The organism is Sphingomonas sp. IW22 (assembly GCF_041321155.1).
Classification (GTDB): domain Bacteria; phylum Pseudomonadota; class Alphaproteobacteria; order Sphingomonadales; family Sphingomonadaceae; genus Sphingomonas.
The window spans coordinates 102,925-128,573 of the sequence record NZ_JBGGWB010000001.1 but is presented as its reverse complement, the minus strand read 5'-3'; the positions used below and the strand labels follow the sequence as shown (position 1 = coordinate 128,573).

Sequence of the window (25,649 nt, the reverse complement as noted above, 5' to 3'; positions counted from 1 at the left end):
TACGTATGCAGCGATAGGAGCGAAGCGATGGCGACGGCGGTGCGGGAAGCGGGCGAGGTCCAATATGTCTATCGCTTTGGCGGCGGCGTGTCCGACGGCGGCAAGGGCGACAAGAACCTGTTGGGCGGCAAGGGCGCGAACCTGGCCGAAATGGCCTCGATCGGGCTGCCGGTGCCGCCGGGCTTCACCATCTCCACCGCGATGTGCGCACGCTATTATGAGGAGGGGGAGGCGTTCCCCGACAGCCTGCGCGCCGAGGTGGCGAACGGCCTTGCTCATATCGAGTCGGTGACGGGCAAGGCGTTTGGCGACCCGGCCAACCCGCTGCTGGTGTCGGTTCGGTCGGGTGCGCGAGTGTCGATGCCGGGGATGATGGACACGGTCCTCAACCTGGGCCTGAACGACGAAACGGTCGAAGGGCTGGCTCGCGTATCCGACGATCCACGCTTTGCCTGGGACAGCTATCGCCGCTTCATCCAGATGTATTCGGACGTGGTGCTGGGCCTCGACCATGACCGGTTCGAGGAAGCGCTGGAAATCGCCAAGGAGGATCAGGGCTACTTCCTCGATACCGATCTGACCGCCGACGACCTCAAGACACTGGTGGCCGAATACAAGGCATTGGTGGCCGAATTGTGGGGCAAGCCGTTCCCGCAGGACGTACATGACCAGTTGTGGGGCGCGGTCGGCGCGGTGTTCGGATCGTGGCAGTCCGAACGCGCCAAGGTCTATCGCCGGTTGAACGACATTCCCGGCGACTGGGGCACGGCGGTCAACGTGCAGGCGATGGTGTTCGGCAATATGGGCGACACATCGGCCACGGGCGTCGCCTTTACCCGCGACCCTTCGACCGGGGCGAACGGCTATTATGGCGAGTTCCTGATCAACGCGCAGGGTGAGGATGTGGTGGCGGGCATTCGCACGCCGCAATATCTGACCCGCGCCGCGCGTGAGGCCGCAGGCGCCAAGCCCGCTTCGATGGAAGAAGCGATGCCGGAGGTTTACGGCGAGCTGGCGCGCGTTTTTGACACGCTGGAGCGGCACTACCGCGACATGCAGGACATCGAGTTCACGGTCGAAAAGGCCAGGCTGTGGATGCTCCAGACGCGCAGCGGGAAGCGCACGGCCAAGGCGGCGCTGAAGATCGCGGTCGACATGGCGAGCGAAGGGCTGATTTCGCAGGAAGAGGCGGTGGCGCGGGTCGATCCGGCCGCGCTGGACCAGCTGCTCCACCCGACGCTGGACCCCGACGCGGCGCGCGACGTGCTGACCAAGGGGCTGCCCGCTTCGCCGGGTGCGGCATCGGGCAAGGTGGTGTTCGACGCCGACGCCGCCGAACGCGCGGCGGCAAATGGAGAGGACGTGATCCTCGTCCGCGTCGAGACCAGCCCGGAGGATATTCACGGCATGCACGCGGCCAAGGGGATCCTGACCGCACGCGGTGGCATGACCAGCCACGCCGCCGTCGTGGCGCGCGGCATGGGTCGGCCATGCGTGTCGGGCGCGGGCGCCTTGTCGATCAAGGGCAAGGACGGCGTGATGCGCGTGGGTGAGCGAGAGGTCCGCGCGGGCGACGTCATCACCATCGACGGATCGACGGGCGAGGTAATGGCGGGCGCCGTGCCCACGGTGCAGCCCGAACTGGCGGGCGATTTCGGCACGTTGATGGTGTGGGCCGACAAGGTCCGCCGCCTGAAGGTACGGACCAATGCCGAAACCCCCGCGGATTGCCGCACCGCGCGCGAGTTCGGGGCGGAAGGCATCGGGCTTTGCCGCACGGAGCATATGTTCTTCGACGCGGGCCGCATTACATCAGTGCGCCAGATGATCCTGGCGTCGGACGAAGCGGGCCGCCGCGCCGCGCTTGACAAGCTGCTCCCCGAACAGCGCGCCGATTTTATCGAGATTTTCGAGGTGATGGCCGGTCTTCCCGTTACCATCCGCCTGCTCGATCCGCCGCTGCACGAATTCCTGCCCCATGAGGATGCGGAGTTCGAGGAAGTGGCGAGGGCGACCGGCATCGCAGTCGATGCGCTGAAGCGTCGCGCGGGTGAACTGCACGAATTCAACCCGATGCTCGGCCATCGCGGTTGTCGCCTAGGCGTCACCTATCCCGAAATCTACGAGATGCAGGCCCGCGCCATTTTTGAGGCGGCGGTCGAGGTCGCGGAAAAATCGGGCGCGGGCCCGGTGCCCGAAGTGATGATCCCGCTGGTTGCAACACGCCGCGAACTGGAACTGATGAAGGGCGTTGTCGACAAGGCTGCCGAGGCGGTGTTCGCGGACAAGGGGCGGCGCATCGAATATCTGGTCGGCACGATGATCGAGCTGCCGCGCGCCGCGCTGCGTGCTGGGGAGATTGCCGAAGTGGGCGAGTTTTTCAGCTTCGGCACCAACGACCTGACCCAGACCACGTTGGGCGTGAGCCGCGACGATGCCGCCCGGTTCCTGACGGCCTATGTCGAACAGGGTATTTATGCCCGCGACCCGTTCGTCAGCATCGATGTCGAAGGCGTGGGAGAACTGGTCGAGCTGGCGGCGACGCGCGGGCGCAGCACGCGGCCCGACATCAAGCTGGGCATCTGTGGCGAACATGGCGGCGACCCGGCGTCGATCGCCTTTTGCGAGAAGGTCGGGCTCGATTACGTATCGGCCAGCCCCTATCGCGTGCCGATCGCGCGACTGGCGGCGGCTCAGGCGGCGCTGGCACGATGAGCGGTGAAAACAGGCGCGTGACCGTTGATGGTTTCGACCGGGTTGGCCCGTTTCACCCGTTCATCGCATGGGCGGCGGTGGCATTGTTCGACCTTTGCCTGGTCGTGGCGGTCGCGATGACGTTGCTGGCCGGCGTCGATTGGACCGAGGATGTGATCTGGCCCGGCGGCCCGGAACTGCTGCCCTTCTGACCCAATCGCCCGCCTGTCGCACAAGGGCGACGGGCGGGCGCGGATCGTCAATCCATCACGCTCAGCAGTGATTTGATGGTAATGAACGCAAAGCCGACCGAACTGTCGGCAATGCCATAGGGGACGAACAACCGATCGCCGTGCCGCAACGCGCCGCACGAATAGACCACGTTGGGGACATATCCCTCGCGGTCCTGATCGGCCGCAGCGAGCAGGGGTTCGCGCATCCGGCCGATGATCTTCGACGGATCGTCCTTGTCCAGCAGCACGGCCGCGATGGAATATTTGCGCATCGCACCGACGCCGTGGGTCAGCAGCAGCCAGCCCTCATCCAGCTCAATCGGCGGGCCGCAATTGCCGATCTGCACCAGCTCCCAGGGATAATGCGGCTTGAGCAGCAGCTGGCCTTCATCCCAATGGGTCAGCGTGTCGGAGCGAATGAGGAACAGGTTCTCACCGTCCTGCCGTCCGATCATCATATATTGGCCGCCGACCTTGCGGGGGAAGAGGCCCATGCCCTTGTTTCGCGCGGCGGAGCCAGTCATCGGCACCAGATCGAATGACCGGAAATCGCGCGTCCGCAGCATTTCGGACTGAATGACCGAGCCGTTATAGGCGGTGTAGGTGCCCAGCCATTCCTGACTGCCGTCCTCATGCGTGAAGTGGACGAGGCGCATGTCTTCCAACCCGTTCGACTGCGCGCGCGTGATCGGGAAAATGACCGTGCCCGACAAGGTCGAGTCGCGATGACGGTGAACGGTCACTTCGCCTTCGGGAATGACGTGTTCGTCGCCGTCCTCCACGTCGACCGCGGTGGCAAAGGGCGGCTCTGGCGCGAGGATCAGTTCATTCTGATCGGTGATGATGCCTTCACGGAAGGCGACCGACGAAATATGCCCTTCGCCGACTGCACGCAGCGACATCAGGATGCGAAGCGAACCGGGCGGCATGCCCGACTGGTCGTGATGCGGCACCGCACTGGGATTCATCAACGCGGCGGCGGCGTAGCTGTATTCGTGACAGAAATAGGCGCCGATCAGCTGACGCTTTTCATCCGAGATATTGCCGCCATCCAGGCCCAGCAGCGCCTCGATCTGGTCATAGCGCGTCATGAACACGCGGCGCGTCTGCCAGTGGCGCGCCTCGAAATCCTTGAGCACGGCGTTCAGCTGCATCCGCGCTTCGACGGGCGACATGTTCAGCACGGACTGCACCAGCCGCTCAGTGCGGCTGGGGGCGCTGCCATTGGATTGCCAGGCGATATGAAACGGACGCACCACCACGCGCGAAGGATCGGCGTGCAGCCGCAGCGCATGGGTTTCCAACTCGAGCATTCACGCCCCCCTCAAGGCCGTCGCTTCCGGAACAAACAAATTACGCGACGACGATGCGAGCCGGGTCTGCCAGATTTGAGCCTTGCTGCGAAAGGGTCGAAATGGCGCAATTCGCTAATTGGAGCGCCAAAATCGATTCCGCCCCCTGATTGCGGTTCAATCCGGTGGGTTGAAGCCCGTCGAAACAACCGCCGTCCTGCGCCGTTGCGAGCGGCAGGTCGAGGTCGTTGGCGCCCAGATACCAGCGATAAGCCTTTTGCGCTTCATCCAGCCAGCGGCGGTCGCCCGTCGCGTTGAACGCTGCGGCACAAGCCTCCACCGTCGCTTGCGCCTCGAGCGGCTGCTGGTCGAAGGGAAGGGGTTCGGCATATTCGCGGCCGAAACTTTCGGTGCCGACGGCGCGGAACCGCCCCTCAGGGCTTGTCTGGCGCGAAACAATCCATTCGAGTGTTTCGACCCCGCATGCCACGAAGTCCGCGCGGCCGAGCGAGCGGCCCGCCTCGATCAATGCCTCCGGCAAGCGGGCATTGTCATAGGCGAGAACGATTTCGAACCACTGCCAGTCGGGCCGACGATTGCGCTCGCAAAGCGCGATCAGTTGCTCGCCAAAGGTTTCGAGGATGCGGGTTGCGATCGGATGGCCGGGAAAACCGCGTCGCATGGCGGCCGCACCCAGCATGGCAAAGGCCTGGGCGCGCGGGCTGCCCAGTTCGAACGCGAGGCTGGCGGTCTGGTCGAACATCGCCGCCGCCCAGTCGCGATGCTTGCGCGCCCGTGCCTCTGTTGCGGTGACACCCAGCGCCCAGAGCGTTCGACCGTTCGAATCCTCTGACCCTTCATCCTCACACCAAGTGCGGTCGAAGTTCATGAAGTTGCGAAAGCGGCGGAGGTCCGGGTTCCACGCATGTTGGACGAACGACGCATAGATGCTGGTCCATTTGTCGCGCGTTCCTTCATCCACCGGGTCGATGCGGCACATCAGGATCAGCGCGCGGGCATTGTCATCGATGCAATAGCCATGGCGACGGTCGGGGATCGAATAGATTGAATGCTGGAGCATGCCGGTGGCATCGCTCATTCGCTCGACCGCCGTCAGGTCGGGGCTGAGTGTCGCACTCTCGACACTGGGGCCAGCGAGCCGACGGGGCCGGGCGGCGATGACATGCGCGATCTCGGTCATGACGCTCTCCGCAAGGCGCGGCCACAACATCGTGCGACCCCGCTGATAAGCACGCATCGACAGCGCCATACGGGCATCGTCATCGGCCAACAGACCGGCGATCGCGCGCGCAAAGCCGTCGACATCGGCAAAATCGACCAGCACACCATGTGCATCGTCGAGAATTTCTGTGGCATGGATATAGGGGGTGGAAACGACCGGCTTGCCCATGCTGACGGCAAAGCTGAGCGCCCCGGACGTGATCTGCGCCGGGTTGTTGTAGGGCGTGGCATAAACGTCGGCGGCCTGAAGATAGTCCAGCAGCGCCGGTTCGTCAGCAAATCCGTCGATCAGGTGAACGTGATCCGCCACGCCCAGATCGGCCGCCTGAGCGATCAGCCGTTCGCGATACGCCTCCCCCTCATGCGCGATCAGATTGGGGTGGGTTGCACCCAGCACGACATAATGCGCACGAGGTTCGGCGGCGACGATCGCGGGCATGGCCGAGATCATCGTTTCGATGCCCTTGTTCGGGGCCAGCAGGCCAAAGGTAAAGATCACCCGCTGCCCCTGCCAGCCAAAGCGCGCCTTCATGCTGTCAGGCTCGACAAAGGGACGGTCGGGCACGCCGTGTGGGATCATCGCGACCTTGCGCGCATCGGCACCGTGGACGCGGGTCAGGATTTCGCGGCCCTTTTCGGCCATCACAATGACCTTGCCCGCACGGCGCAGCAGCGCCTCCATCACGCGGCGTTCGTCGGCGCTGGGACGCTCAAGCACGGTGTGCAAGGTAACGATCACCGGCGCGGTCACGCGGTCGAGCAGCGCCAGCAGGTGGTCGCCGGCGCTGCCGCCGTAGATACCATATTCGTGCTGAACCCAGACCGCCTGTGCGCCAGACTCTTCAATTCGGCGGGCCGCAGCCAGATAGGCCATGCGGTCGTCCTGCGGGATCGTGCCGGTCACCTCAGGCGGGTAATCATAGCGGCCCGGATGATCGTCCATCGCATAGACATCGACCACCAAATCGGGAAAGCGGGCCGTCAGGGCTTGGTAACAATGCGTGGTAAACGTCGCCAGTCCGCACTGACGTGGCAGGAAATTGCCGATCAGCGCGATGCGTTCGATTTCCGGCGCCTTCGCTTCAGCAAGCGTCGACATCATTTACCTTTCGCAATGCGGGACAAGCCCGTTGGACCCAAACTCATTCTCCAAAACGACTTAGGTGACATATGGTTGCAACATTGCTGCGGCGCAACAGGATTTGTTCACCATAAATTCAGGCCGGTTTATCCCCGCCCGCGATAGCCGGAAACGCCCTGATCGGGTACCCATACGCCGGCAGGCGGTGGGCCGGATTGCCAGAACACATCGATCGGAATGCCGCCGCGCGGGTACCAGTAGCCGCCAATCCGCAGCCATTCGGGCTTCATTTCATCGAACAGCCGCTGGCCGATGCCGACGGTGCAATCTTCATGAAAGGCCGCGTGATTGCGAAAGCTGCCAAGGAACAGCTTGAGCGATTTCGATTCCACGATTGTCGCGCCGGGCACGTAATCGATCACCAGATGAGCGAAATCGGGCTGTCCAGTCACTGGGCAGAGCGACGTGAACTCCGGCGCGGCGAAGCGGACACAGTATAAAGACCCGGTGCGCGGATTTGGAACATAGTCCAGTTCCGCTTCTTCCGGGCTGGCGGGCAGGGCGCTGGTCTGGCCGAGATGCTTGGGTGTCATGGCGCGCCATATAGGCGGCGAACGAAAGGTTGGAAGCGGTAGCATGACGATCCTGATCCCGATCCTGGGCGATCAGTTGTCGGATGACCTGTCGGCGCTGTCCGGCATCGACCCGACGCAGGCGCAGATCCTGATGATGGAGGTGGATGAGGAGGCGACTTATGTCCGACACCACCTCCGCAAGATCGCGTTCCTGTTTTCTGCAATGCGGCATCATGCCGAACGGCTGCGGGCGGCGGGGTGGCGGGTCGATTATGTGACGTTGGACGATCCCGAAAACCAGGGCAGCTTTTCGGCCGAGGTCGCGCGCGCGGTTGAGCGGTACGCGCCGGAGCGCATCGTCGTGACCGAAGCGGGCGAATGGCGGGTGCGCGCCATGCTGGAAAGCTGGTCGGATCGCTTTGCATGCCCGGTGGAGGTCCGCGCCGACACGCGCTTCATCTGCTCCCATGCCGAGTTCGAAGCGTGGGCAGCGGGCCGCAAATCACTGCGCATGGAATTTTTCTATCGCGAAATGCGCCGCAAGACCGGGCTGTTGATGGACGGCGACCAGCCCGAAGGCGGGCAATGGAATTACGATGCCGACAACCGCAAACCCGCCAACCGGGGCGATCGGATACCGCGCCCCCTGTCGTTCGAGCCGGATGCGATCACGTGTGACGTGATGGCGCTGGTCCGGCAGCGATTCGGCAATCATGTGGGCAGGCTGGACGGTTTTGACCTGGCCGTTTCCGTCGAGGATGCGCGCCGGCAACAGGCGCATTTCCTTCGCTGGCATCTGCCGCGCTTCGGTGATTTTCAGGATGCCATGCTGACGGATGAGCCCTTTCTGTGGCACGCGGTCCTGTCCCCCTATCTGAACTGCGGGCTGCTCGACCCGCTGGAACTGTGCCGAGCGGTGGAGCGGCAGTATCGGGAGGGCAAGGTGCCCCTGAACGCGGCAGAGGGCTTTATCCGGCAGATTATCGGCTGGCGCGAATTCGTGCGCGGCATCTATTGGCGGGAGGGGCCGGACTATACCGCGCGCAATTTCCTGAATGCCCGCCGCGATCTGCCCGATTTTTACTGGACCGGCGAAACCGAAATGCACTGTATGGCGCAGGCCATCGGCGGGACCATCGACCATGCCTATGCCCACCATATCCAGCGGCTGATGGTGACCGGCAATTACGCGCTGCTGATCGGCGCCGACCCGGTGCAGGTCCAGCGCTGGTATCTTGAGGTTTATGCCGACGCCTATGAATGGGTGGAGGCGCCCAATACCTTGGGCATGAGCCAGTTCGGCGATGGCGGATTGCTGGCGTCGAAACCCTATGCCTCGTCGGGTGCCTATATCCACCGCATGTCCGACTATTGCGGGCGGTGCCGTTACGATGTGAAGCAGCGGACCGGGCCTGATGCCTGCCCCTTCAACGCGCTTTACTGGGATTTTCTGGCCCGCAATCGTGCGAAGCTGGGCGACAATCCCCGGCTGGGCATGCCGTATCGCAATTGGGATCGGATGACGGCGGACACGCAGGCGGAAATCCGCGCCCATGCGGCATCATACCTTAAGGCGCTTGGCGGCGGGTCGGGTTCTTCCTAGACCCGTCGCACAACATAGGTGGAGGGACTGGGCATGGATTCGCTGGTTTCGACCGAATGGCTCGCCAACGAAATGGGTGCGAGCGATCTGCGCATTGTCGATGCGACGTGGGTAATGGCCGGGCAGGGCGATCCCGCCGCCGACCATGAACGCGCGCACATCCCCGGCGCGGTGTTCCTGGACCTTGAGGATGTTCGCGACACAGCCGCGCCGTTGCCCATGATGCTGCCGCCGGCGGAAAAGTTTGCGAGCCGCATGCAGTCGCTCGGGCTTGGCGACGGCAGCCGCATCGTCATCTATGACAACTCCCCATATCGCACAGCCGCGCGCGCATGGTTCATGTTCCGCACCTTTGGCGCGCACGACGTCGCCATCCTCGATGGCGGCTTTGCCAAATGGCAGGCCGAAGGGCGGGAGGTCGCCAGCGGGCGGGAGGCACCGCGCCACCGACATTTCACCGCATGGGCCGACCGCAAGCAGGTTCGCGCGCTCGACGATATGAAAGCCAATCTGAACAGCGGCGCCGAACAGGTCGTCGATGCCCGATCCGCCTCCCGCTTCAGCGGGGAGGAGCCGGAGCCGCGCGCAGAGATCGCCGCCGGGCATATTCCGGGTTCGGTCAACGTCCCTATCGCCCGGTTGTTCGAAGCCGACGGCACCTACAAATCCGCTGAGGACATTGCAGGGGTGTTCGAAGCCGCGGGGGTCGATATCAACAAGCCGATCGTTACCACATGCGGTTCGGGCGTGACGGCGGCCGTGCTGGCGTTCGCATTGCATCTGTTGGGCAAGGATGCCGCGCTTTATGACGGCAGCTGGACCGAATGGGGTGCCGACCCCTCTACGCCCAAGGAGAAAAGTGCCGCGTGAGTGATGAGAACAGTGAGAAGACACTGCGCGATGCCACGCGCGTCGTGCAGGGTGGACGTCGGCACGAATGGACGGGCGGCATCGTCAGCGCGCCCGTGTGGCGGGCATCGACCATCCTGTACGACTCGGTCGGTGACCTGCGCGCCAATGCGTCGCGAGATACGCATCACCGGCTTTTCTATGGGCGGCGGGGCACGCCGACGCAGTGGAGCCTGTCCGACGCGCTGAACGACCTGGAGCCGGGGGCAGAGGGGACGTTGCTGTATCCGTCGGGCGTTGCGGCGATTTCGACAGCACTGCTCGCCGTGCTGTCACCGGGCGACGAACTGCTGGTGCCCGACAGCGCCTATGACCCCACGCGCTCGCTGGCCAACGGCCTGCTCAAGCGGATGGGCGTGACCACGCGCTTTTACGATCCGATGATCGGCGCCGGGATCGAGACGGTGATTGGCCCGTCGACACGAGCGATCTTCATGGAGAGCCCTGGCAGCCTGACGTTCGAGGTTCAGGACATTCCCGCAATTGTCGCTGTCGCGCGGGCGCGGGGCATCGTGACCCTGCTGGACAATACCTGGGCCACGCCCGTGCTGTTTCCCGCGATCGGGCGCGGGGTGGATTATTCGATCATGGCCTGCACCAAATATGTCGTTGGCCATTCCGACGTGATGCTGGGATCGGTGACCGCAGGGCTGGGCCGGTACGAGGCGTTGCGGACCGCGACCTATCAGCTTGGCCAGTGCGTCAGTCCGGACGACGCGTGGCTGGGCAGCCGTGGCCTTCGCACCATGGCGCTGCGCTTGCGGGAGCAGGGGCGTTCGGCGCTGGCCATCGCCAAATGGCTGAAGGAACAGCCTGAAGTCGCGCGTGTGCTGCACCCGGCGCTGCCCGATTGTCCGGGCCACGACGTGTTCCAGCGCGATTTTGCCGGGTCGTCGGGCTTGTTCAGCATCGTTCTGAACGGTGGCAGCGACGCCGGCCGGGTGGCGATGGTCGACGGCCTTCGCCATTTCGGCATCGGTTTCAGCTGGGGCGGGTTCGAAAGCCTCGCGATTCCCATCGACCCCAAATTCTATCGCAGTGCCACCGAATGGAGCGCGGAGGGGCCGATGATCCGGCTTCAGATCGGACTGGAGGATAGCGACGACCTGATCGCGGATCTGGCGGCCGGGCTAGCCCGCTTTCGCGCCTCAGGCTGATGGCGATCGACATTGGCGGTGCTTGACGCTGACTCCAACGGAAAGGGCGCCGGTTCCAGCGAACCGACGCCCTTTTCGATTAGAATTGGCCAATATCAGCGTGGTCAGGCGACCTGCGCTTCCTTGACCTCATCCGGGTCGCGCAGGACATAACCGCGACCCCAGACAGTCTCGATATAATTGTCGCTGTCGCTGGCCATCGACAGCTTCTTGCGAAGCTTGCAGATGAACACGTCGATGATCTTCAGTTCCGGTTCGTCCATCCCGCCATACAGGTGGTTCAGGAACATTTCCTTGGTCAGCGTCGTGCCCTTGCGCAGCGACAGCAGCTCAAGCATCGCATATTCCTTGCCGGTCAGGTGCACGCGCGCGCCGCCAACCTCGACCGTCTTGGCGTCAAGATTGACCGACAGCTTGCCCGTCTTGATAACCGACTGCGAGTGACCCTTGGACCGGCGCACAACCGCATGGATGCGCGCGATCAATTCTTCGCGATGGAAGGGCTTGGTCACATAGTCATCGGCGCCAAAGCCAAAGCTGCGCACCTTCGAATCCATTTCGGCAATGCCCGACAGGATCAGAACCGGCGTCTGCACCCGTGCGACGCGCAGTTTCTTCAGCACGTCGTAACCATGCATGTCTGGCAGGTTCAGATCGAGCAGGATGATGTCGTAATCGTACAACTTGCCGAGGTCGACACCCTCCTCGCCAAGATCAGTCGAGTAGACGTTGAACCCCTCCGTCTCGAGCATCAGCTCGATCGCCTTGGCGGTGTTCGGTTCGTCCTCGATCAGCAATACGCGCATCGGCCGGATCCCCTGTCCTGAAACGGAAGCAGGCCCCCAATGGCGCCGCCGCCCCCCGGACTGCTTCATTAACCTAAACGTCTCTGAAGCCAAAAGGTTAATTTCCTGCTAATCGACAGTCCCACGGAATCCCGGACCCGTATCACCTGGATCACAGATGTTACGAAAGCGTTCGGACAACCACGAAATCAACAATTCCACGCGCGCAGGGCGTCGCGCACTGGGCGGTGTGAGCAAGTGAAGTGCGACAGGCGGCGCGCGCCAGTCGTTCAGAATCTTCACCAATTCACCTTTTTTTATTTCGGGATCGACGATGAAGTCGGGCAGCCGTGCAATACCGACTCCCGCTTTCAACGCGGGAACCATCGCTTCGCCATTGTTGGTGGATAGCGGTCCCACCACGCGCACCGCGGCCTGCTCACCACCAGGCCCTTGAAATGTCCAGGTGGGGTTTGCGATGTTGGTATAGCCGAAGCATGCATGGTCGGCCAGTTGCGCGGGGTGGGTCGGCGTACCGTGGCGTTCGAGATAGCCGGGGCTGGCGACCACATGCGAGCTGACAGCGGATAATCGCCGGGCGCGAAGTGAACTGTCGGGCAGGTCCGCGATACGCAGGGCGATGTCGATCCCCTCTGCCACAATATCGACCCGCGCGTCGGAAAGGTGCAGGTCGACCTCGATCCCCGGATGCGCGAGCATGAAATCGGCCAGTGCCGGCGCGACATGGCGCACGCCAAAGGTCATCGGCGCCGCCAGCCGGACCAGCCCGGTGGGTGCGCGCGCGCTTTCGAGCGCCTGTTCCTCTGCCGCCTGTCCTTCAGCCAGAATGCGTTGCGCCTGTTCGGCCAGCGCGCGCCCGCTGTCGGTCAGCGTCAGGCGGCGGGAGGTGCGATGGAACAGCGCCGTGCCCAGTCGCGCCTCAAGCCGGCTGATCGCCTTGGAAACGGTCGCTTTGCTGACGCCAAGCGTCTGGGCGGCGGCGCTGAATGAGCGGTGCTCGACAACGCAGGCAAACATTGCCCAGGCTTCGAAGTCGGGCAGGTGCATCGCGCCCTATCCCTCGCCGAAACCGGCAGCGGCGAAACGCTGTGGCAAGGGTGATTCGGCCTCCACAGACGCCTTGCCCTCACGCGGGATCGACAGGCGCGCGGCGTGGAGCAGCATGCCGCTCGAAGCGCCCCGGCCATAAACGGCATCCCCCACGATCGGCACGCCGATGCCGCTGGCCGCATGGACGCGGATCTGGTGCGTGCGGCCGGTCTCCGGGACAAAGGCGACCAGCGCCCGGCCATTTTCGACGCACAGGATCTCCCAATGCGTAACGGCGCGCTTGCCGCTTTGCTTGGGCACGATGCGCCAGCCTGCCTCCGCGCTCGATACCTTTGCCAGCGCAAGGTCGATGGTGCCGCGCTCGGTCGCTGGCACGCCGTCCAGCACGGCCAGATACCGTTTCGACGCCAGCCCTGCTTCGAAAACCTGCTGGAACCGCTTGTGCGACTTGGGGTTGCGCGACAGGAGCAGGCAACCGCTGGTATCGCGGTCGAGCCGATGAACGGGAAGGGGCGCGCGCTTGAAGCCGAAGGTCAGGTCATCCAGCATTGCCTCGACGCTGATCGAACGGTCACGCGGGGTGTCAACCGGCAGCCCGGCGGGCTTGTCGAGAATCAGCGCTTCGCCATCAATGAACAATACGCGGTCGGCCAGATGGGGTGCAGCGGTCATGGCGCTTCGCCTAGCATGGGTGGGGCGCGTGGGGGAGGGGGCGTTGCTGCTTACGCTCGCATCCTGCGCGCCTGCGCCCGGCCCTGTGCCGGTGAGCATTCCGAATCCCACCCCGCCGCCCGTCATTGCGCTGCCTGCCGCGTCGCCGCCCGTACTGGTGGCGCCGAGGCGCCCGCCGGTGGCGTTATGCGAGCGCGGAACGGTGGCGCCGGGTGTCGACGGACGCCTGCTCAATCACTTTCCCTATCCCGAAATGCCGGCCACCGCCTTGGTCCCCGCGCCCGCCGCGCTGGGCGACGAAAGTTGTCGGGTTCATCCGGCGATGCTGAACGACCTCAACCGGCTGATCGCCGCTGCCGATGCCGACCCGGCGGTACGTGGGCAATTACGGGCGGTGTCGTGTCGGCGCAGCGTGGCGTTTCAGGCGCAGACCTTTTGCGCGGGCATCCTGTCCGGGCGCTCGCGCGGCTTCGCCGACCGGGCATGGGCATCGGCCCCGCCGGGGCACAGCGAGCACGCAACCGGCTATGCGATCGATTTCGGCACGCGCGACCGGCGCGGCTGTCCCGACGCCGACGCCTGCTTTGCCGCGACGGCGATGGGCAAGTGGCTGCTGGCCAATGCGTCCCGATACGGGTTCGAACTATCCTTTCCCGCAGGAAACCAGCAGCGGGTGAAGTGGGAGCCGTGGCACTGGCGCTGGGTCGGCGCCGACGCGTCGGCGCCCGGCGCCGAAGCGGCGCGGCGGACCTTTGCGACGGCGCGCAGCCGGTTTCCGGCGCGGCCGGGTATTCAAGGCGGTCCCCGGTAAGCAGCAGGCCAGAGTGGCTGGCGCGCTAACTTTGGGAGGATCGATTTCGATCATGGAACTGATTTTCGTAAAGCGAATCGGCAAATTCGACGAACTCACTATCGTCCGGGAGGGTGTGGACCCGGAGGCGATCCTGTGCCCGAAACAAGGCATCATCCCACATGACATGGTTCACTATGCTGTAGAGAGCGTTCTCACGCATCGCGGATTCCTGTCACTGGTGAAGGACGGCAGCGCGGCAGAGTTCGCCACTGCGGGCGGAGACAGCGAAGAAGCGATGGAGCGCCTGGTCGAAACCTTTCAGGCGGAAATGTGGGGCGGCCAGGCGTCGGCGGCTGAGCTGATCGCCACGTATGAGCATGCGTGCGGCGCGCGGGGGCACCGCGTTGCCGTGATTTCCCACGACGACGTGGAGGCAATCCGAATTCACCCGCCAGTGGTCTGCGTTGGCCCCGAACGAGACCCTTCGATTCCGGTTCTAAGGGGTCGGCGCCCCGGCCGCGCGTGGGGCGGTTGAACGCGGGTGGCTTGATGAATCGGCTATCTAGCGAGCCGAAAGAAAGCCATTCAGCGCCGCCGGATACAACGCGTGTTCTGCAACCAGCACGCGCGCAGCCAGCGTATCGGCGGTATCGTCAGCCATTACCGGCACTTGCGTCTGGCCGATGACGGGGCCGTCATCCAGCGCTTCCGTCACCAGATGCACCGACGCGCCCGCCACTGTGTCGCCCGCCGCAATGGCGCGGGCATGGGTGTCGAGGCCCTTGTATTTGGGCAGCAGCGAAGGGTGAATGTTCAGAATGCGCCCCGCCCATGCGGCGACGAATGCGGGCGACAGCAGGCGCATGTAGCCCGCCAATGCGATCAGCTCGACCCCGGCTGCGCGGAGGGCGGCGTCGATCTCGCCCTCGAACTCTGCCTTTGGACGGCCCTTCGGCGACGCGGCAAAAGTCGCGATGCCTTGGCCGGCCGCCCATGTGAGGCCCGGCGCTTCGGGCTTGTCGCTGGCTACCAGTACGATGTCATAGCGTGCGTCGGGCGCACGCGATGCGGCGACCAGTGACTGCATGTTCGAACCGCGCCCCGACAACAGCACGGCCACGCGCGTGCGTTCAGCCATGCAGGTGGGTCGCTTCCCATGCGGCGCGGGCGGACCAGGTGCCGGCATCGCCCGCCACGGTGCAGCCACGCGCACCCGCTTGGATTGCGCCGATTCGATGGACGCTTTCTCCGGCGGCGCGCAGCGATTCGGCCACCGAATCGGCCTGCTCGGCACCGACGATGGCGACCATGCCGATGCCGCAGTTGAAGGTGCGGGCCATCTCCTCAGGCTCGATCGCGCCCTGTGCCTGAAGAAAGGCCATCAGACGCGGCTGTTCCCACGCGGTCGCGTCGATACGTGCATGAGCGCCGTCAGGCAGGACGCGCGGGATGTTTTCCAGCAAGCCGCCGCCGGTAATGTGCGCCAACCCCTTGATCGCCTTTGCCCGCACCAGCGGCAGCAGGCTTTTTACATAGATGCGCGTCGGCGCCATCAGCGCGTCGATCATCAGCACGTCCTGATCGAACAGGGCGGGGCGATCCAGCTTCCACCCCTTGTCGGCGGCAAGGCGGCGGACCAGCGAATAGCCGTTGGAATGCACGCCCGTCGAACCCAAGCCCAACACCACGTCGCCCGCGGCAATGTCGCGCCCGGTCAGCAGCGCGTCGCGTTCCACCGCGCCGACGCAGAAGCCGGCAAGGTCGTAGTCGCCATCGGCATACATGCCCGGCATTTCGGCCGTTTCGCCGCCGATCAGCGCGCAACCCGCCTGACGGCACCCCTCTGCAATGCCCGCGATCACGCGCTCTGCGACGGCATTGTCCAGCTTTCCGCTGGCGTAATAATCGAGGAAGAACAGCGGCTCCGCCCCCTGAACGATCAGGTCGTTGGCGCACATCGCGACCAGATCGACGCCGACGCCGTCATGCGCGTCATGCTCGATCGCCAGTTTCAGCTTGGTGCCGACGCCGTCATTGGCCGCCACCAGCAGCGGGTCGTTGAACCCGGCGGCCTTCAGGTCGAAAATGCCGCCGAACCCGCCAAGGTCCGCATCGGCACCCGGACGCCGCGTCGCCCGTGCCAAGGGGCCGATGGCGCGCACCAGCGCATTGCCCGCGTCGATCGAAACGCCCGCCTGGGCATAGGTATAGGAGGTTGGCTCGCTCATGCCCGGCCCCCTAGCGCGATCCGCGGCCCTTGGAAACTCGCGCTTGGATTTCTGAAGCGGGTCGGCCAAAAGGGCGCGACGATGCGGGCTTTGCTTTCCAGAATGGCGATGATTGCCGCCGGCGCTGCGATGACGCTGGCGATCGGTGCGTCGCGCGCGCAGGACGGGTCGGGCAGCTTCGAGGTTTCGGGCGTCACCGTCGATGTATCTGGGCGCGATGCCGATGCTGCTCGTGACGGCGGATGGCGGCTGGCCCAGCGAAAGGGCTGGTCGATGCTGTCGCAGCGGCTGACCGGCAAGGCGGGCAGCCTGCCCGATTCGGGGCTCGATTCGCTGGTGACGGGCATCGTCGTCGAACATGAGGAAATCGGCCCGAACCGCTATATCGCGCGGCTGGGCGTACTGTTCAATCGTAACCGCGCCGCAGAGATTCTGGGCGTCAGCGGCTTCATGACGCGATCACCGCCGCTGCTGGTCGTGCCGACCATGCGTTCGGGTGGGGTCGAAACGACCTTTGAGCGCGACAATGCCTGGGTGGCGGCATGGGGCCGGTTCCGCACCGGCAATACCACGATCGACTATATCCGCCCCGCCGGTAACGGGCCGGACGCGCTGTTGATGAACGCCGGACTGACCGGGCGACCGGGGCGGGGCTGGTGGCGTAACGTGTTGGACCAATATGGCGCGACCGACGTGCTGATCCCGCAGGTTACGCTGTATCGCCAATGGCCAGGTGGCCCGGTGATCGGCGTCTTCCGCGCGGGGCATGGCCCCGACAATCAGGAAATCGCGCGGTTCAGCCTGCGCGTCGCCAATGCCGATGGTATCGGCGCGCTGCTCGACACCGGCGTGCGGCGAATCGACGAAGCCTATCAGGCGGCGTTGCGCGGCGGCGTGCTGCGCACCGATCCGCTGCTCGAATTCGTGCCCCCCGTGGCTGAGGAAGAGGCGTCCGGCCTGCCCGAAGAAATCCCGGTGATCGAGGGTGGAGAGGCGATGATGCCGTCCGCGCCGGTCGCCAGCGTGACGCTTCAGTTCGAAACGCCGGGCGTTGGTGCGGTCAGCGCGGCGGAAACGTCGGTCCGCGCGATTCCCGGCGTGCGATCCGCCGTGACCAGCAGCCTCGCGCTGGGAGGCTTGTCGCTGATGCGCGTGGAGTATGCGGGCGATCCCGCTGCGCTGGCCGCCGCGCTGCAATCGCGCGGGTGGCAGGTTGAAGGAAGCGGCAGCACGCTTCGCATCGTGCGCTCTGGCGCCCCCAACGCCGCGCCTGCTGAGGCGCCGCCCCGCGAATGAGCCAGCTTCGCCTGCCGCTCCAACGTCCCGAAGGAGCGCGCAGAGACGAGTTCATCGTCGGCGAGGCGAATGCCAGCGTCGTCCATCACCTCGAACATTGGGGCACCTGGCCGGTCATGGCGGCGCTGCTGGTCGGTCCGCGAAAGTCGGGCCGCAGCCTGATCGCCCGGCTGTTTGCGCAGCGGGCAGACGGACGGATGATCGACGACGCCCACCGCGTTGCGGAAACCGATATCTTCCATGCCTGGAACATGGCGCAGGCGGATCGCAAGCCGTTGTTGATCATCGCCGACCATGCGCCGCCGGAGTGGAACATCCGTCTGCCCGACCTGCGTTCCCGACTGGCCGCGACGCCGGTTCTGCGGATTGATGAGCCGGACGATGCGCTGTTCGTCGATCTGCTGCGCTATCAGTTCGATCGGCGCGAGCTGTTCGCGGGGGACGAGGTGATCGCCTGGATTCTGAAGCGCGTCGACCGCACCTATCTGTCGCTGATGCGCGTCGTCGATGCGCTGGACGATGCCGCGCATGAGGCGGAGCGCGGGCGTATTTCGATCCCGCTTGCGCGCCCGGCCTTGCAAGCACGGGGTCTGCTGGTCCAAGGGGCAGGGGAACTTCGGCGCGAGGAAGCATGACCCGGCCCGTCCGCCCCAATTTTGAAGAATCCCATGATGGTGAGGCCTTTGCCGAGCCGTCGACCGGACGTTACTTCAATCGTGAGCTGTCATGGCTGGCCTTCAACCGCCGCGTGATGGAGGAGGCGTGCAACACCGCCCATCCATTGCTGGAGCGGCTGCGGTTCCTGTCGATTTCCGGCTCGAACTTCGACGAATTCTTCATGGTCCGCGTGGCAGGCCTGAAGGGGCAGCAGGTTCAGGGTGTCGAACTGCGTTCGATCGACGGATTGACGCCGACCCAGCAATTATCAGCCATCGTGGCAGAGGCCGGGCGCCTTGCTGATTCCCAGCAGTCGATCTGGCGCGACCTGCGTTCGCTGATGGCCGGTTCGGGGATCAGCGTGCTGTACGCGGGCGATATCGACGGTGAGGAAGCCGAGTGGCTGGACCGGCATTTCCGTGAGCAGATTTTCCCGATCCTGACGCCGCAAGCGCTGGACCCCGCCCATCCGTTTCCCTTCATCCCGAACAAGGGCTCCAGCGTCATTTTCGACCTAGTGCGAAAGGCTGACGGACAGGCAATCCGCGAACTGGTGCTGTTGCCCTCCACCCTTCCGCGCTTCGTCCGCCTGCCGGGGGATGCCGCCTGCTATGTCCCGATCGAGGAGATGCTCAAGCGTTTCGCGCCGCAGCTTTTCCCCGGCTACGAGGTGAAGGGCGCCGCCGCATTCCGCATCCTGCGCGACAGCGATATCGAGCTGGAGGAAGAGGCCGAGGATCTGGTCCTGTATTTCCGTACCGCCATCAAAAGGCGGCGGCGCGGGCGCGTCATCCGTCTGGAAATGGAAACCGCCATTACCGCTGAGCTTGAGGCGGTGTTGAAGGAGGAACTTGGCGGCAGCGAGGCGATCCTGACCGAAAAGGGCAGCTTCCTGGGCATTGGCGATTTGGCGGCTTTGGTCGATGAGGATCGCCCGGACCTGAAATTCCCGCCCTTCTCGCCACGCTTCCCTGAACGAATTCGCGAATATGGCGGCGATTGCTTTGCCGCAATCCGGGCCAAGGACATCGTTGTTCACCACCCGTATGAAACATTCGACGTGGTGCTGGCCTTCCTGAAGCAGGCTGCCGCCGACCCGGATGTCGTGGCGATCAAGCAGACGCTGTATCGTGCGGGCAAACAATCGGCGGTAATCAGCGCGCTGATCGCCGCCGCGGAGGCCGGAAAGTCCGTCACCGCGGTCGTCGAATTGAAGGCGCGCTTTGACGAGGAGCAGAACCTGCTGTGGGCCGACGCGCTGGAGCGTGCGGGCGTCCAGGTCGTCTATGGCTTCATCGACTGGAAGACCCACGCCAAGGTGTCGATGGTCGTCCGGCGTGAGGGTGCGGAGTTTCGCACCTATTGCCACTTCGGAACGGGTAATTATCACCCGATCACGGCGCGCATCTATACCGACCTGAGCTTCTTTACCGCCGATCCGGCGCTTGGGCGCGATGCGGCGCAACTGTTCAACTACGTCACTGGCTATGTCGAGCCGCAGGGGCTGGAACAGTTGAGGATGAGTCCGCGCGACCTCCGGCCCAGCTTGATGGCGCTGATCGACAGGGAAATCGCCTTTGCCCGCGCGGGCAAGCCTGCGGGGCTGTGGGCCAAGATGAACTCGCTGGTCGATCCGGCGATCATCGAAAAGCTGTACGAGGCAAGCGGCGCGGGGGTGGAAATCGACCTGATCGTGCGTGGCATCTGTTGCCTGCGGCCTGGCGTGCCGGGCATGTCGGACCATATCCGCGTCAAGTCGATCGTCGGCCGTTTCCTGGAACACAGCCGAATCTGGGCGTTCGGCAACGGCAAGAAGCTGCCCAATGACGATGCGCGCGTGTTCATTTCCTCTGCCGACTGGATGCCGCGCAATTTCGACCGCCGGGTGGAATATATGCTGCCGGTTACCAACCCGACGGTCCACGATCAGGTGCTGGATCAGGTGATGGTCGCCAATCTGCTGGACAGCGAGCAAAGCTGGGAATTGCAGCCCGACGGCATTTACGAGCGGGATGAACCGGGCGCCAAGCCGTTCAACCTCCACCGCTATTTCATGACCAATCCGTCGCTGTCGGGGCGTGGTGCTGCGCTGGAATCGCGGGGCGCCGTGCCCAAGCTCAAGCTGCGGCGGCCTGCCGTGGCATCCGTGCCGCCAGCCCCGCCGCCCGCGCAGGATCTGGACCCGGCGTGAGCCTTTTTTTTCGTCGCCAGCCCAGTGAGGCGCGCCGCCGCACCGCGATTATCGACATCGGTTCGAACTCGATCCGACTCGTCGTTTACGAAGGGCCGACCCGGCTGCCCGCCATCCTGTTCAATGAAAAGGTGATGGCGGGGCTGGGCCGTGGTTTGGCCGAAAGCGGGGCGATCGACGCGGAGGGCATGGCCGCCGCGCGTTCGGCACTGGCCCGCTTCTCCCTGCTGGCACGGCAGATGGAGGTGAACGAGCTTCGCACCGTCGCCACCGCCGCCGTCCGCGAAGCAAGCAATGGCGGTGAATTGCTGGCCATGGCCGCGCATTTGGGGCTGGAGGTCGAATTGCTGTCGGGCGAGGCCGAAGCAACGGCGTCCGGTCACGGGGTGCTTTCCGCCATCCCCGACGCCGACGGCATTGTCGGCGACCTGGGCGGGGGCAGCCTCGAACTGGTGCGTGTGACCGATGGGCAGGTGGGGGAAAGGGTGTCCTTTCCCTTGGGCGTGCTGCGGATCGCGGCTATCCGGGATAAGGGCAAGGGCGCGCTGGACCGCTATGTCGAACGCGCACTGGCGGGGGCGGGCTGGACCGGGCGCGGGCGTGACTTGCCGTTGTATATGGTCGGCGGATCGTGGCGCGCGCTGGCGCGGCTGGACATGCACCAGACGGGCTATCCGCTTCCGGTCATCCATGGCTATGCCCTGTCCGCGCAGACGGTGCAGCGATTGATCCGAACGCTGGGCCATCTGCCCAAGAACAAGTTGCGCGCGATCCCCAACCTGTCGGGCGGGCGCATCGCGACCATGGGCGACGCCGCGCATCTGCTCTCGTCGCTGGTTCGGCATCTGGGAAGTTCGACCTGCATCGCGTCCGCCTATGGGCTGCGAGAAGGGTTGCTGTATGGCGCACTGGACGATGCGACCCGCTCGCTGGACCCGCTGATCGTCGCCACGCGGGAAGAGGGACGGCGGCTGGGCCGCTTTCCAGAGCATGGCGACCTGCTCGACACGTGGATCGCACCGCTGTTCGCGGATGAAACGGCGGAAATGGCGCGGTTGCGGCACGCCGCTTGCCTGCTGGCGGATGTGGCGTGGTTGGCCAATCCGGAGTTTCGCGCCGAACGCGGGCTTGAGGTCGCTCTGCACGGCAATTGGGTAGCGATCGACGCGCCGGGGCGGGCGATGCTGGCGCAGGCGCTGTTCACATGCTTCGGCGGTGGCAGCGAATCGCCCGATCCACTGGCGCGTGTGGCATCGCCCGACATGCTGGAAATGGCGGTGCGTTGGGGGCTGGCAATGCGGCTGGGCCAGCGGCTGTCGGGCGGGGTCGCAGCACCGCTAAGGAACACCAGCATGAGCCTTGGCGATGAGGCGGTGGTGCTGCACACCGGGCTGGGCCTTTCGTCGCTTTATGGCGAAACGGTGGAGCGTCGGCACAAGGCGCTGGCGGGGGCGATGGGGCGTTCGCCGCTTCATGCCGCTGATTGAGCGAGGGTTGAAATGACGTTGCCAGTCCGCCGCATCGGCTCCCTTTCCGTATCCGCCATCGGCCTGGGGTGCATGAACATCAGCCACGGTTATGGCGAAAAGCCATTGGCGGCGGATGCCGAGGCGCTGTTGAACCGCGCGCTCGATCTGGGCGTGACGTTGCTCGACACCGCTGCGCTTTACGGCGCGGGCGAGAATGAGCAACTGGTGGGTCGCGCCGTTGGCCACCGGCGGACCGAGTTCACGCTGACCAGCAAGTGCGTATTGGATGTGGTCGACGGCCAGCGGTCGCTCGACGGATCGCCCGCCGCCATCGCGCGTACCCTGGACGATGCGCTGGTTCGGCTGGGGACGGACCATATCGACCTGTATTATCTCCACCGCCTTGACCGCAGGGTGCCGAGTGAGGAGTCGGTCGGCGCATTGGTGCGGGCCAAGGAAGCGGGCAAGATCGGCGCGATCGGCCTGTCCGAAATGAGCGCCGGGACGATCCGGCGCGCCCATAATGTTCATCCCATCGCGGCGGTGCAGACCGAATATTCGCCCATCGTCCGCAACGGCGAGATTGCCGTGATCCGCACGTGCGAGGAATTGGGCATCGGCTTTGTCGCCTTTTCGCCGGTTGCCCGCGGGTTGCTGGCGGGCGGGGTGCGTGAGGACGCCTATGTCGCGGGCGACATTCGCGCCCAGATGCCGCGCCTTTTCGGCGATGCGCTGGCCCATAATCTGAAAGCGGTCGGCCTGTTCGACGCGCTGGCGGCCGAGATCGGATGCACTCCCGCGCAATTGTCGCTGGCCTGGGTGCTGTCGCGCGGTGAGCATATCGTGCCCATTCCCGGCACACGCAGCGTCCGCCATCTTGAGGAGAATCTGGGCGCGCTGAACGTGGTGGTGACGCCCGAAATCTTGGCGCGGATCGACTTGATCTTTGGGCCGGGCGCAATTCGCGGCCCGCGTTATGCAGCAGCGATGCAGGCACAGATCGACACCGAAACCTTTGCCGATGAGGAACTCGCCTGACGGCCATCGCGCCGCTTTTGCGACTTTTGCCCGACCGTGTTCGTGCCGGGTTGGGGCGGCGTGCGGCGGGGGTCGGCCTGGCGCTGCTGATCGAGCTGCTGCTGGCGCTGTTGCTACTGACACTGCGCCCCGGAGATGTCGAGCGGGAGGAAGATCGCACCACGCCTGTCTTCACCATGGAGGCGCCGTCGGCGGAGGAACCGGCAGTGGCCGAGCCGGAACCCGCCCGCCCTGCCGCGGCCGAGGAGGCGGCTGAAGTGCCCGAGGACACGCCGGCGGAGCCGCCCGCACTCGCGCCACCCGCGCCAACGCCGCCAGTGGTGACCCCGGTCCAACCGCCGGTACCGCTGCCCTATATCCCCATGCCGCGCGATGTGGTGGCGTCGTCCGATGTCGCGCGCCCTGCGCCCGCACCCGCCCGTCCAGCGCGGCGCGCCGTAATGGGGCCACCAGACACCGGCACGCCGGGCGATACCGAACGCGTCGGCACCGCCCCCAATGGCGAGCCGCTCTACGCAGCGTCCTGGTATCGCGAGCCATATCCTGAGGAACTGCGCGGGTATCTCTCAACCGCCACAGGGCCGGGCTGGGGGCTGATCGCGTGCCGGACCGCGCCCGACTACCGGGTTGAAGATTGCGTGTCGCTGGGCGAATCACCGGACCGTTCGAACATTGCCCGCGCGGTGCTGGCGGCGGCGTGGCAGTTCCGGGTGCGCCCACCGCGCATCGGCGGGCGGCCCCGGATCGGGGAGTGGGTCCGCATCCGCATCGATTACGGCATCGAACGCCGCCGCGCGCGATAGGGTAGGGCGGATTTGGTCGTGCGGGATGGGCGAAAACCGCCGCCGACGATCGAACCATCGCCTGAAAGGTCGGCCCTTCCCGCATCCGCATGAAGCCCATATGGTCCGACGATAGCCGCAAAAGCGGTCTTGCCGGGGAGAGGCGCGTTGGCGACGGGATTGGACGAACTGCCCAAGCATCACGCAGCGACACAGAATGAAAAACTGGTGATCGCCGCATCGTCGCTTGGGACGGTGTTCGAATGGTATGACTTCTATCTCTACGGCCTGCTGGCCAGCTATATTTCGGCGCAGTTCTTTTCCGGGGTAAACGAGACCACCGGGTTCATCCTGGCGCTGGCGGCGTTCGCCGCGGGTTTTGCGGTGCGGCCGTTCGGTGCGCTGGTGTTCGGCCGCATCGGCGATCTGGTCGGGCGCAAGAACACGTTTCTGGTCACCATGGGGATCATGGGCCTGTCGACCTTTGCCGTTGGCCTGTTGCCCGCTTACGCGACCATCGGCGTTGCGGCCCCCTTCATCCTGGTTGCGTTGCGGCTGCTTCAGGGGCTGGCACTGGGCGGCGAATATGGCGGCGCGGCGACCTATGTCGCGGAACATGCGCCGCCGGGGAAGCGGGGCCTTTACACCAGCTGGATCCAGACGACGGCGACGATGGGGCTGTTCGCCGCGCTGCTGGTTGTCATCGGCCTGCGTACCGCGATTGGTGAGGCGGCGTTCGCAAGCTGGGGCTGGCGCGTGCCGTTCCTGATTTCGATCGTGCTGCTTGCGGTGTCGATGTGGATCCGCCTGCAGCTCTCGGAAAGCCCGGTCTTCCAGAAGATGAAGGACGAGGGAACGACATCGAAGGCCCCGATCCAGGAAGCATTCGGGCAGTGGAAGAATTTGCGCTGGGTGCTGATCGCGCTGTTCGGCGCGGGCGCGGGGCAGGCGGTAGTCTGGTACACTGGCCAGTTCTACGCCCTGTTCTACCTCGAAAAGATCATGAAGGTTGACGGCGCGACGGCCAACATCCTGATCGCCATCGCGCTAGCGATCGGCACGCCCTTTTTCGTCTTTTTCGGATGGCTGTCGGACAGGATAGGGCGCAAACCGATCATCCTGACCGGCTGTGCGATTGCTGCCATCAGCTACTTCCCGCTGTTCCATGCCCTGACCGACGCGGCAAACCCGACATTGGCCCGTGCGGTCCAAATGGCGCCGGTCAGCGTGGTCGCGAACGAGGGGGAATGTTCGTTCCAGTTCGATCCGGTCGGCGGCAACAAGTTCGACAGCACCAGCTGCGACATTGCAAAGGCATATCTGGCGAAGAACGGCATCAACTATAACAACGTGCCGGCTCGCGCCGGAACGGTCGCGCAGATCCGCATTGGCGACGCAGCGCTCACCGCGCCCGACCCCTCACTCGTGGCAGGTGCCGAGCGAGCGGACGCCATTGCCGCCTATCAGGCTCAAGTCAGGGCCGGACTGTACGCTGCCGGCTATCCCGACCGGGCCGATCCGGCAGAGACGGACCGGGTAAGCGTCGTGCTGATCCTGCTCGCCCTCGTCCTGCTGGTGACGATGGTGTACGGACCGATCGCGGCGATGCTGGTGGAGTTATTTCCGAGCCGTATCCGTTACACGTCGATGTCGCTGCCATGTCACATCGCCAATGGCTGGTTCGGCGGCTTCCTGCCGACCGCAGCCTTCGCGATGGTCGCCGCGACGGGGGATATCTATTATGGGCTATGGTATCCGGTGCTAATCGCGGCGGCGACGGTGGTGATCGGATTGCTGTTCCTGCCGGAAACCTTTCGCCGCAATATCGACGAATGAAGCGTGAGGCCCTGGCCGTGATCGGCGGTCGGGGCCGCGACATTC

General features: G+C 64.8%; 22 protein-coding genes. 14 read left to right on the top strand and 8 right to left on the bottom strand.

Features of this window, described 5'->3' with window-relative positions:
* The first annotated feature begins 27 nt into the window (after window positions 1-27).
* Window positions 28-2,715, top strand: a complete 2,688-nt coding sequence (gene ppdK, locus ACAX61_RS00625) for a pyruvate, phosphate dikinase (RefSeq protein ID WP_370712900.1) — start codon at window positions 28-30, stop codon at window positions 2,713-2,715.
* On the top strand, window positions 2,712-2,906 hold the full coding sequence (locus ACAX61_RS00620) for a hypothetical protein (protein WP_370712899.1): 195 nt from the start codon (window positions 2,712-2,714) through the stop codon (window positions 2,904-2,906). The genes ppdK and ACAX61_RS00620 overlap by 4 nt, the downstream gene beginning before the upstream one ends.
* 47 nt (window positions 2,907-2,953) lie before the next feature.
* Here the strand turns inward: ACAX61_RS00620 and ACAX61_RS00615 are convergent, their stop codons facing one another.
* The 3 genes from ACAX61_RS00615 to queF all read right to left on the bottom strand — a co-directional run bounded on the left by ACAX61_RS00615 (window position 2,954) and on the right by queF (window position 7,135).
* Entirely contained in the window at window positions 2,954-4,240 is a 1,287-nt protein-coding gene (locus ACAX61_RS00615; RefSeq protein WP_370712898.1) for a glycoside hydrolase family 130 protein, read from the bottom strand.
* Window positions 4,241-4,280: 40 nt separating this feature from the next.
* The gene (locus ACAX61_RS00610) at window positions 4,281-6,560 is read right to left on the bottom strand and encodes a glycosyltransferase family 4 protein (RefSeq protein WP_370714860.1); all 2,280 of its coding nucleotides are present in this window, start codon (window positions 6,558-6,560) and stop codon (window positions 4,281-4,283) included.
* Window positions 6,561-6,688: 128 nt separating this feature from the next.
* A complete protein-coding gene (queF, locus tag ACAX61_RS00605) occupies window positions 6,689-7,135 on the bottom strand; it encodes a preQ(1) synthase (RefSeq protein ID WP_370712897.1) in 447 nt (148 codons plus the stop codon).
* A 43-nt stretch (window positions 7,136-7,178) separates the two neighbouring features.
* On the opposite strand from queF, the gene ACAX61_RS00600 reads away from it, so the two are divergent.
* Genes ACAX61_RS00600 through metC form a run of 3 tightly spaced genes read left to right on the top strand, consistent with a single transcriptional unit; the run spans window position 7,179 to window position 10,786 of the window.
* Entirely contained in the window at window positions 7,179-8,720 is a 1,542-nt protein-coding gene (locus ACAX61_RS00600) for a cryptochrome/photolyase family protein (protein ID WP_370712896.1), read from the top strand.
* 33 nt (window positions 8,721-8,753) lie between these two features.
* Window positions 8,754-9,590 carry a 3-mercaptopyruvate sulfurtransferase gene (sseA, locus tag ACAX61_RS00595; RefSeq protein WP_370712895.1) on the top strand — a complete coding sequence of 279 codons (837 nt, stop codon included), beginning with the start codon at window positions 8,754-8,756 and terminating at the stop codon, window positions 9,588-9,590.
* A complete protein-coding gene (metC, locus tag ACAX61_RS00590) occupies window positions 9,545-10,786 on the top strand; it encodes a cystathionine beta-lyase (protein WP_370712894.1) in 1,242 nt (413 codons plus the stop codon). The genes sseA and metC overlap by 46 nt, the downstream gene beginning before the upstream one ends.
* 104 nt (window positions 10,787-10,890) lie before the next feature.
* On the opposite strand, the gene ctrA is transcribed toward metC, so the two are convergent.
* The 3 genes from ctrA to ACAX61_RS00575 all read right to left on the bottom strand — a co-directional run bounded on the left by ctrA (window position 10,891) and on the right by ACAX61_RS00575 (window position 13,314).
* Complete coding sequence (gene ctrA, locus ACAX61_RS00585; RefSeq protein ID WP_370712893.1) at window positions 10,891-11,592, bottom strand: response regulator transcription factor CtrA; 702 nt, start codon at window positions 11,590-11,592, stop codon at window positions 10,891-10,893.
* Between the two features lie 108 nt (window positions 11,593-11,700).
* Complete coding sequence (locus ACAX61_RS00580; RefSeq protein ID WP_370712892.1) at window positions 11,701-12,639, bottom strand: LysR family transcriptional regulator; 939 nt, start codon at window positions 12,637-12,639, stop codon at window positions 11,701-11,703.
* A 6-nt stretch (window positions 12,640-12,645) separates the two neighbouring features.
* Window positions 12,646-13,314, bottom strand: coding sequence for an RluA family pseudouridine synthase (locus tag ACAX61_RS00575; protein ID WP_370712891.1), 669 nt, complete (start codon window positions 13,312-13,314; stop codon window positions 12,646-12,648).
* Between ACAX61_RS00575 and ACAX61_RS00570 the strand changes: the two genes are divergently transcribed.
* Together ACAX61_RS00570 and ACAX61_RS00565 are read left to right on the top strand one after the other, a co-directional pair.
* Window positions 13,313-14,125 carry a M15 family metallopeptidase gene (locus ACAX61_RS00570; RefSeq protein ID WP_370712890.1) on the top strand — a complete coding sequence of 271 codons (813 nt, stop codon included), beginning with the start codon at window positions 13,313-13,315 and terminating at the stop codon, window positions 14,123-14,125. The genes ACAX61_RS00575 and ACAX61_RS00570 overlap by 2 nt on opposite strands.
* A gap of 52 nt (window positions 14,126-14,177) precedes the next feature.
* Window positions 14,178-14,642: a hypothetical protein gene (locus tag ACAX61_RS00565; protein ID WP_370712889.1), complete on the top strand. Its 465-nt coding sequence runs from the start codon at window positions 14,178-14,180 to the stop codon at window positions 14,640-14,642.
* A 27-nt stretch (window positions 14,643-14,669) separates the two neighbouring features.
* On the opposite strand, the gene purN is transcribed toward ACAX61_RS00565, so the two are convergent.
* Window positions 14,670-15,245 (bottom strand): phosphoribosylglycinamide formyltransferase, encoded by a 576-nt coding sequence (purN, locus tag ACAX61_RS00560; RefSeq protein WP_370712888.1) that lies wholly within the window; start codon window positions 15,243-15,245, stop codon window positions 14,670-14,672.
* Window positions 15,238-16,335, bottom strand: a complete 1,098-nt coding sequence (gene purM, locus ACAX61_RS00555) for a phosphoribosylformylglycinamidine cyclo-ligase (protein WP_370712887.1) — start codon at window positions 16,333-16,335, stop codon at window positions 15,238-15,240. Before purM ends, purN begins: the two co-directional genes overlap by 8 nt.
* 102 nt (window positions 16,336-16,437) lie before the next feature.
* On the opposite strand from purM, the gene ACAX61_RS00550 reads away from it, so the two are divergent.
* The 7 genes from ACAX61_RS00550 to ACAX61_RS00520 all read left to right on the top strand — a co-directional run bounded on the left by ACAX61_RS00550 (window position 16,438) and on the right by ACAX61_RS00520 (window position 25,604).
* Window positions 16,438-17,631: a heavy-metal-associated domain-containing protein gene (locus ACAX61_RS00550; protein WP_370712886.1), complete on the top strand. Its 1,194-nt coding sequence runs from the start codon at window positions 16,438-16,440 to the stop codon at window positions 17,629-17,631.
* Window positions 17,628-18,266 (top strand): HdaA/DnaA family protein, encoded by a 639-nt coding sequence (locus ACAX61_RS00545; RefSeq protein WP_370712885.1) that lies wholly within the window; start codon window positions 17,628-17,630, stop codon window positions 18,264-18,266. Before ACAX61_RS00550 ends, ACAX61_RS00545 begins: the two co-directional genes overlap by 4 nt.
* The gene (locus ACAX61_RS00540; protein WP_370712884.1) at window positions 18,263-20,479 is read left to right on the top strand and encodes an RNA degradosome polyphosphate kinase; all 2,217 of its coding nucleotides are present in this window, start codon (window positions 18,263-18,265) and stop codon (window positions 20,477-20,479) included. The genes ACAX61_RS00545 and ACAX61_RS00540 overlap by 4 nt, the downstream gene beginning before the upstream one ends.
* Window positions 20,476-21,966, top strand: coding sequence for a Ppx/GppA phosphatase family protein (locus ACAX61_RS00535; protein WP_370712883.1), 1,491 nt, complete (start codon window positions 20,476-20,478; stop codon window positions 21,964-21,966). The genes ACAX61_RS00540 and ACAX61_RS00535 overlap by 4 nt, the downstream gene beginning before the upstream one ends.
* Window positions 21,967-21,978: 12 nt before the next feature.
* Window positions 21,979-22,986, top strand: a complete 1,008-nt coding sequence (locus ACAX61_RS00530) for an aldo/keto reductase (protein ID WP_370712882.1) — start codon at window positions 21,979-21,981, stop codon at window positions 22,984-22,986.
* A 26-nt stretch (window positions 22,987-23,012) separates the two neighbouring features.
* Window positions 23,013-23,789 carry a hypothetical protein gene (locus ACAX61_RS00525; protein WP_370712881.1) on the top strand — a complete coding sequence of 259 codons (777 nt, stop codon included), beginning with the start codon at window positions 23,013-23,015 and terminating at the stop codon, window positions 23,787-23,789.
* A gap of 147 nt (window positions 23,790-23,936) precedes the next feature.
* Window positions 23,937-25,604, top strand: a complete 1,668-nt coding sequence (locus ACAX61_RS00520; RefSeq protein WP_370712880.1) for an MFS transporter — start codon at window positions 23,937-23,939, stop codon at window positions 25,602-25,604.
* The last annotated feature ends 45 nt before the right edge of the window (window positions 25,605-25,649 follow it).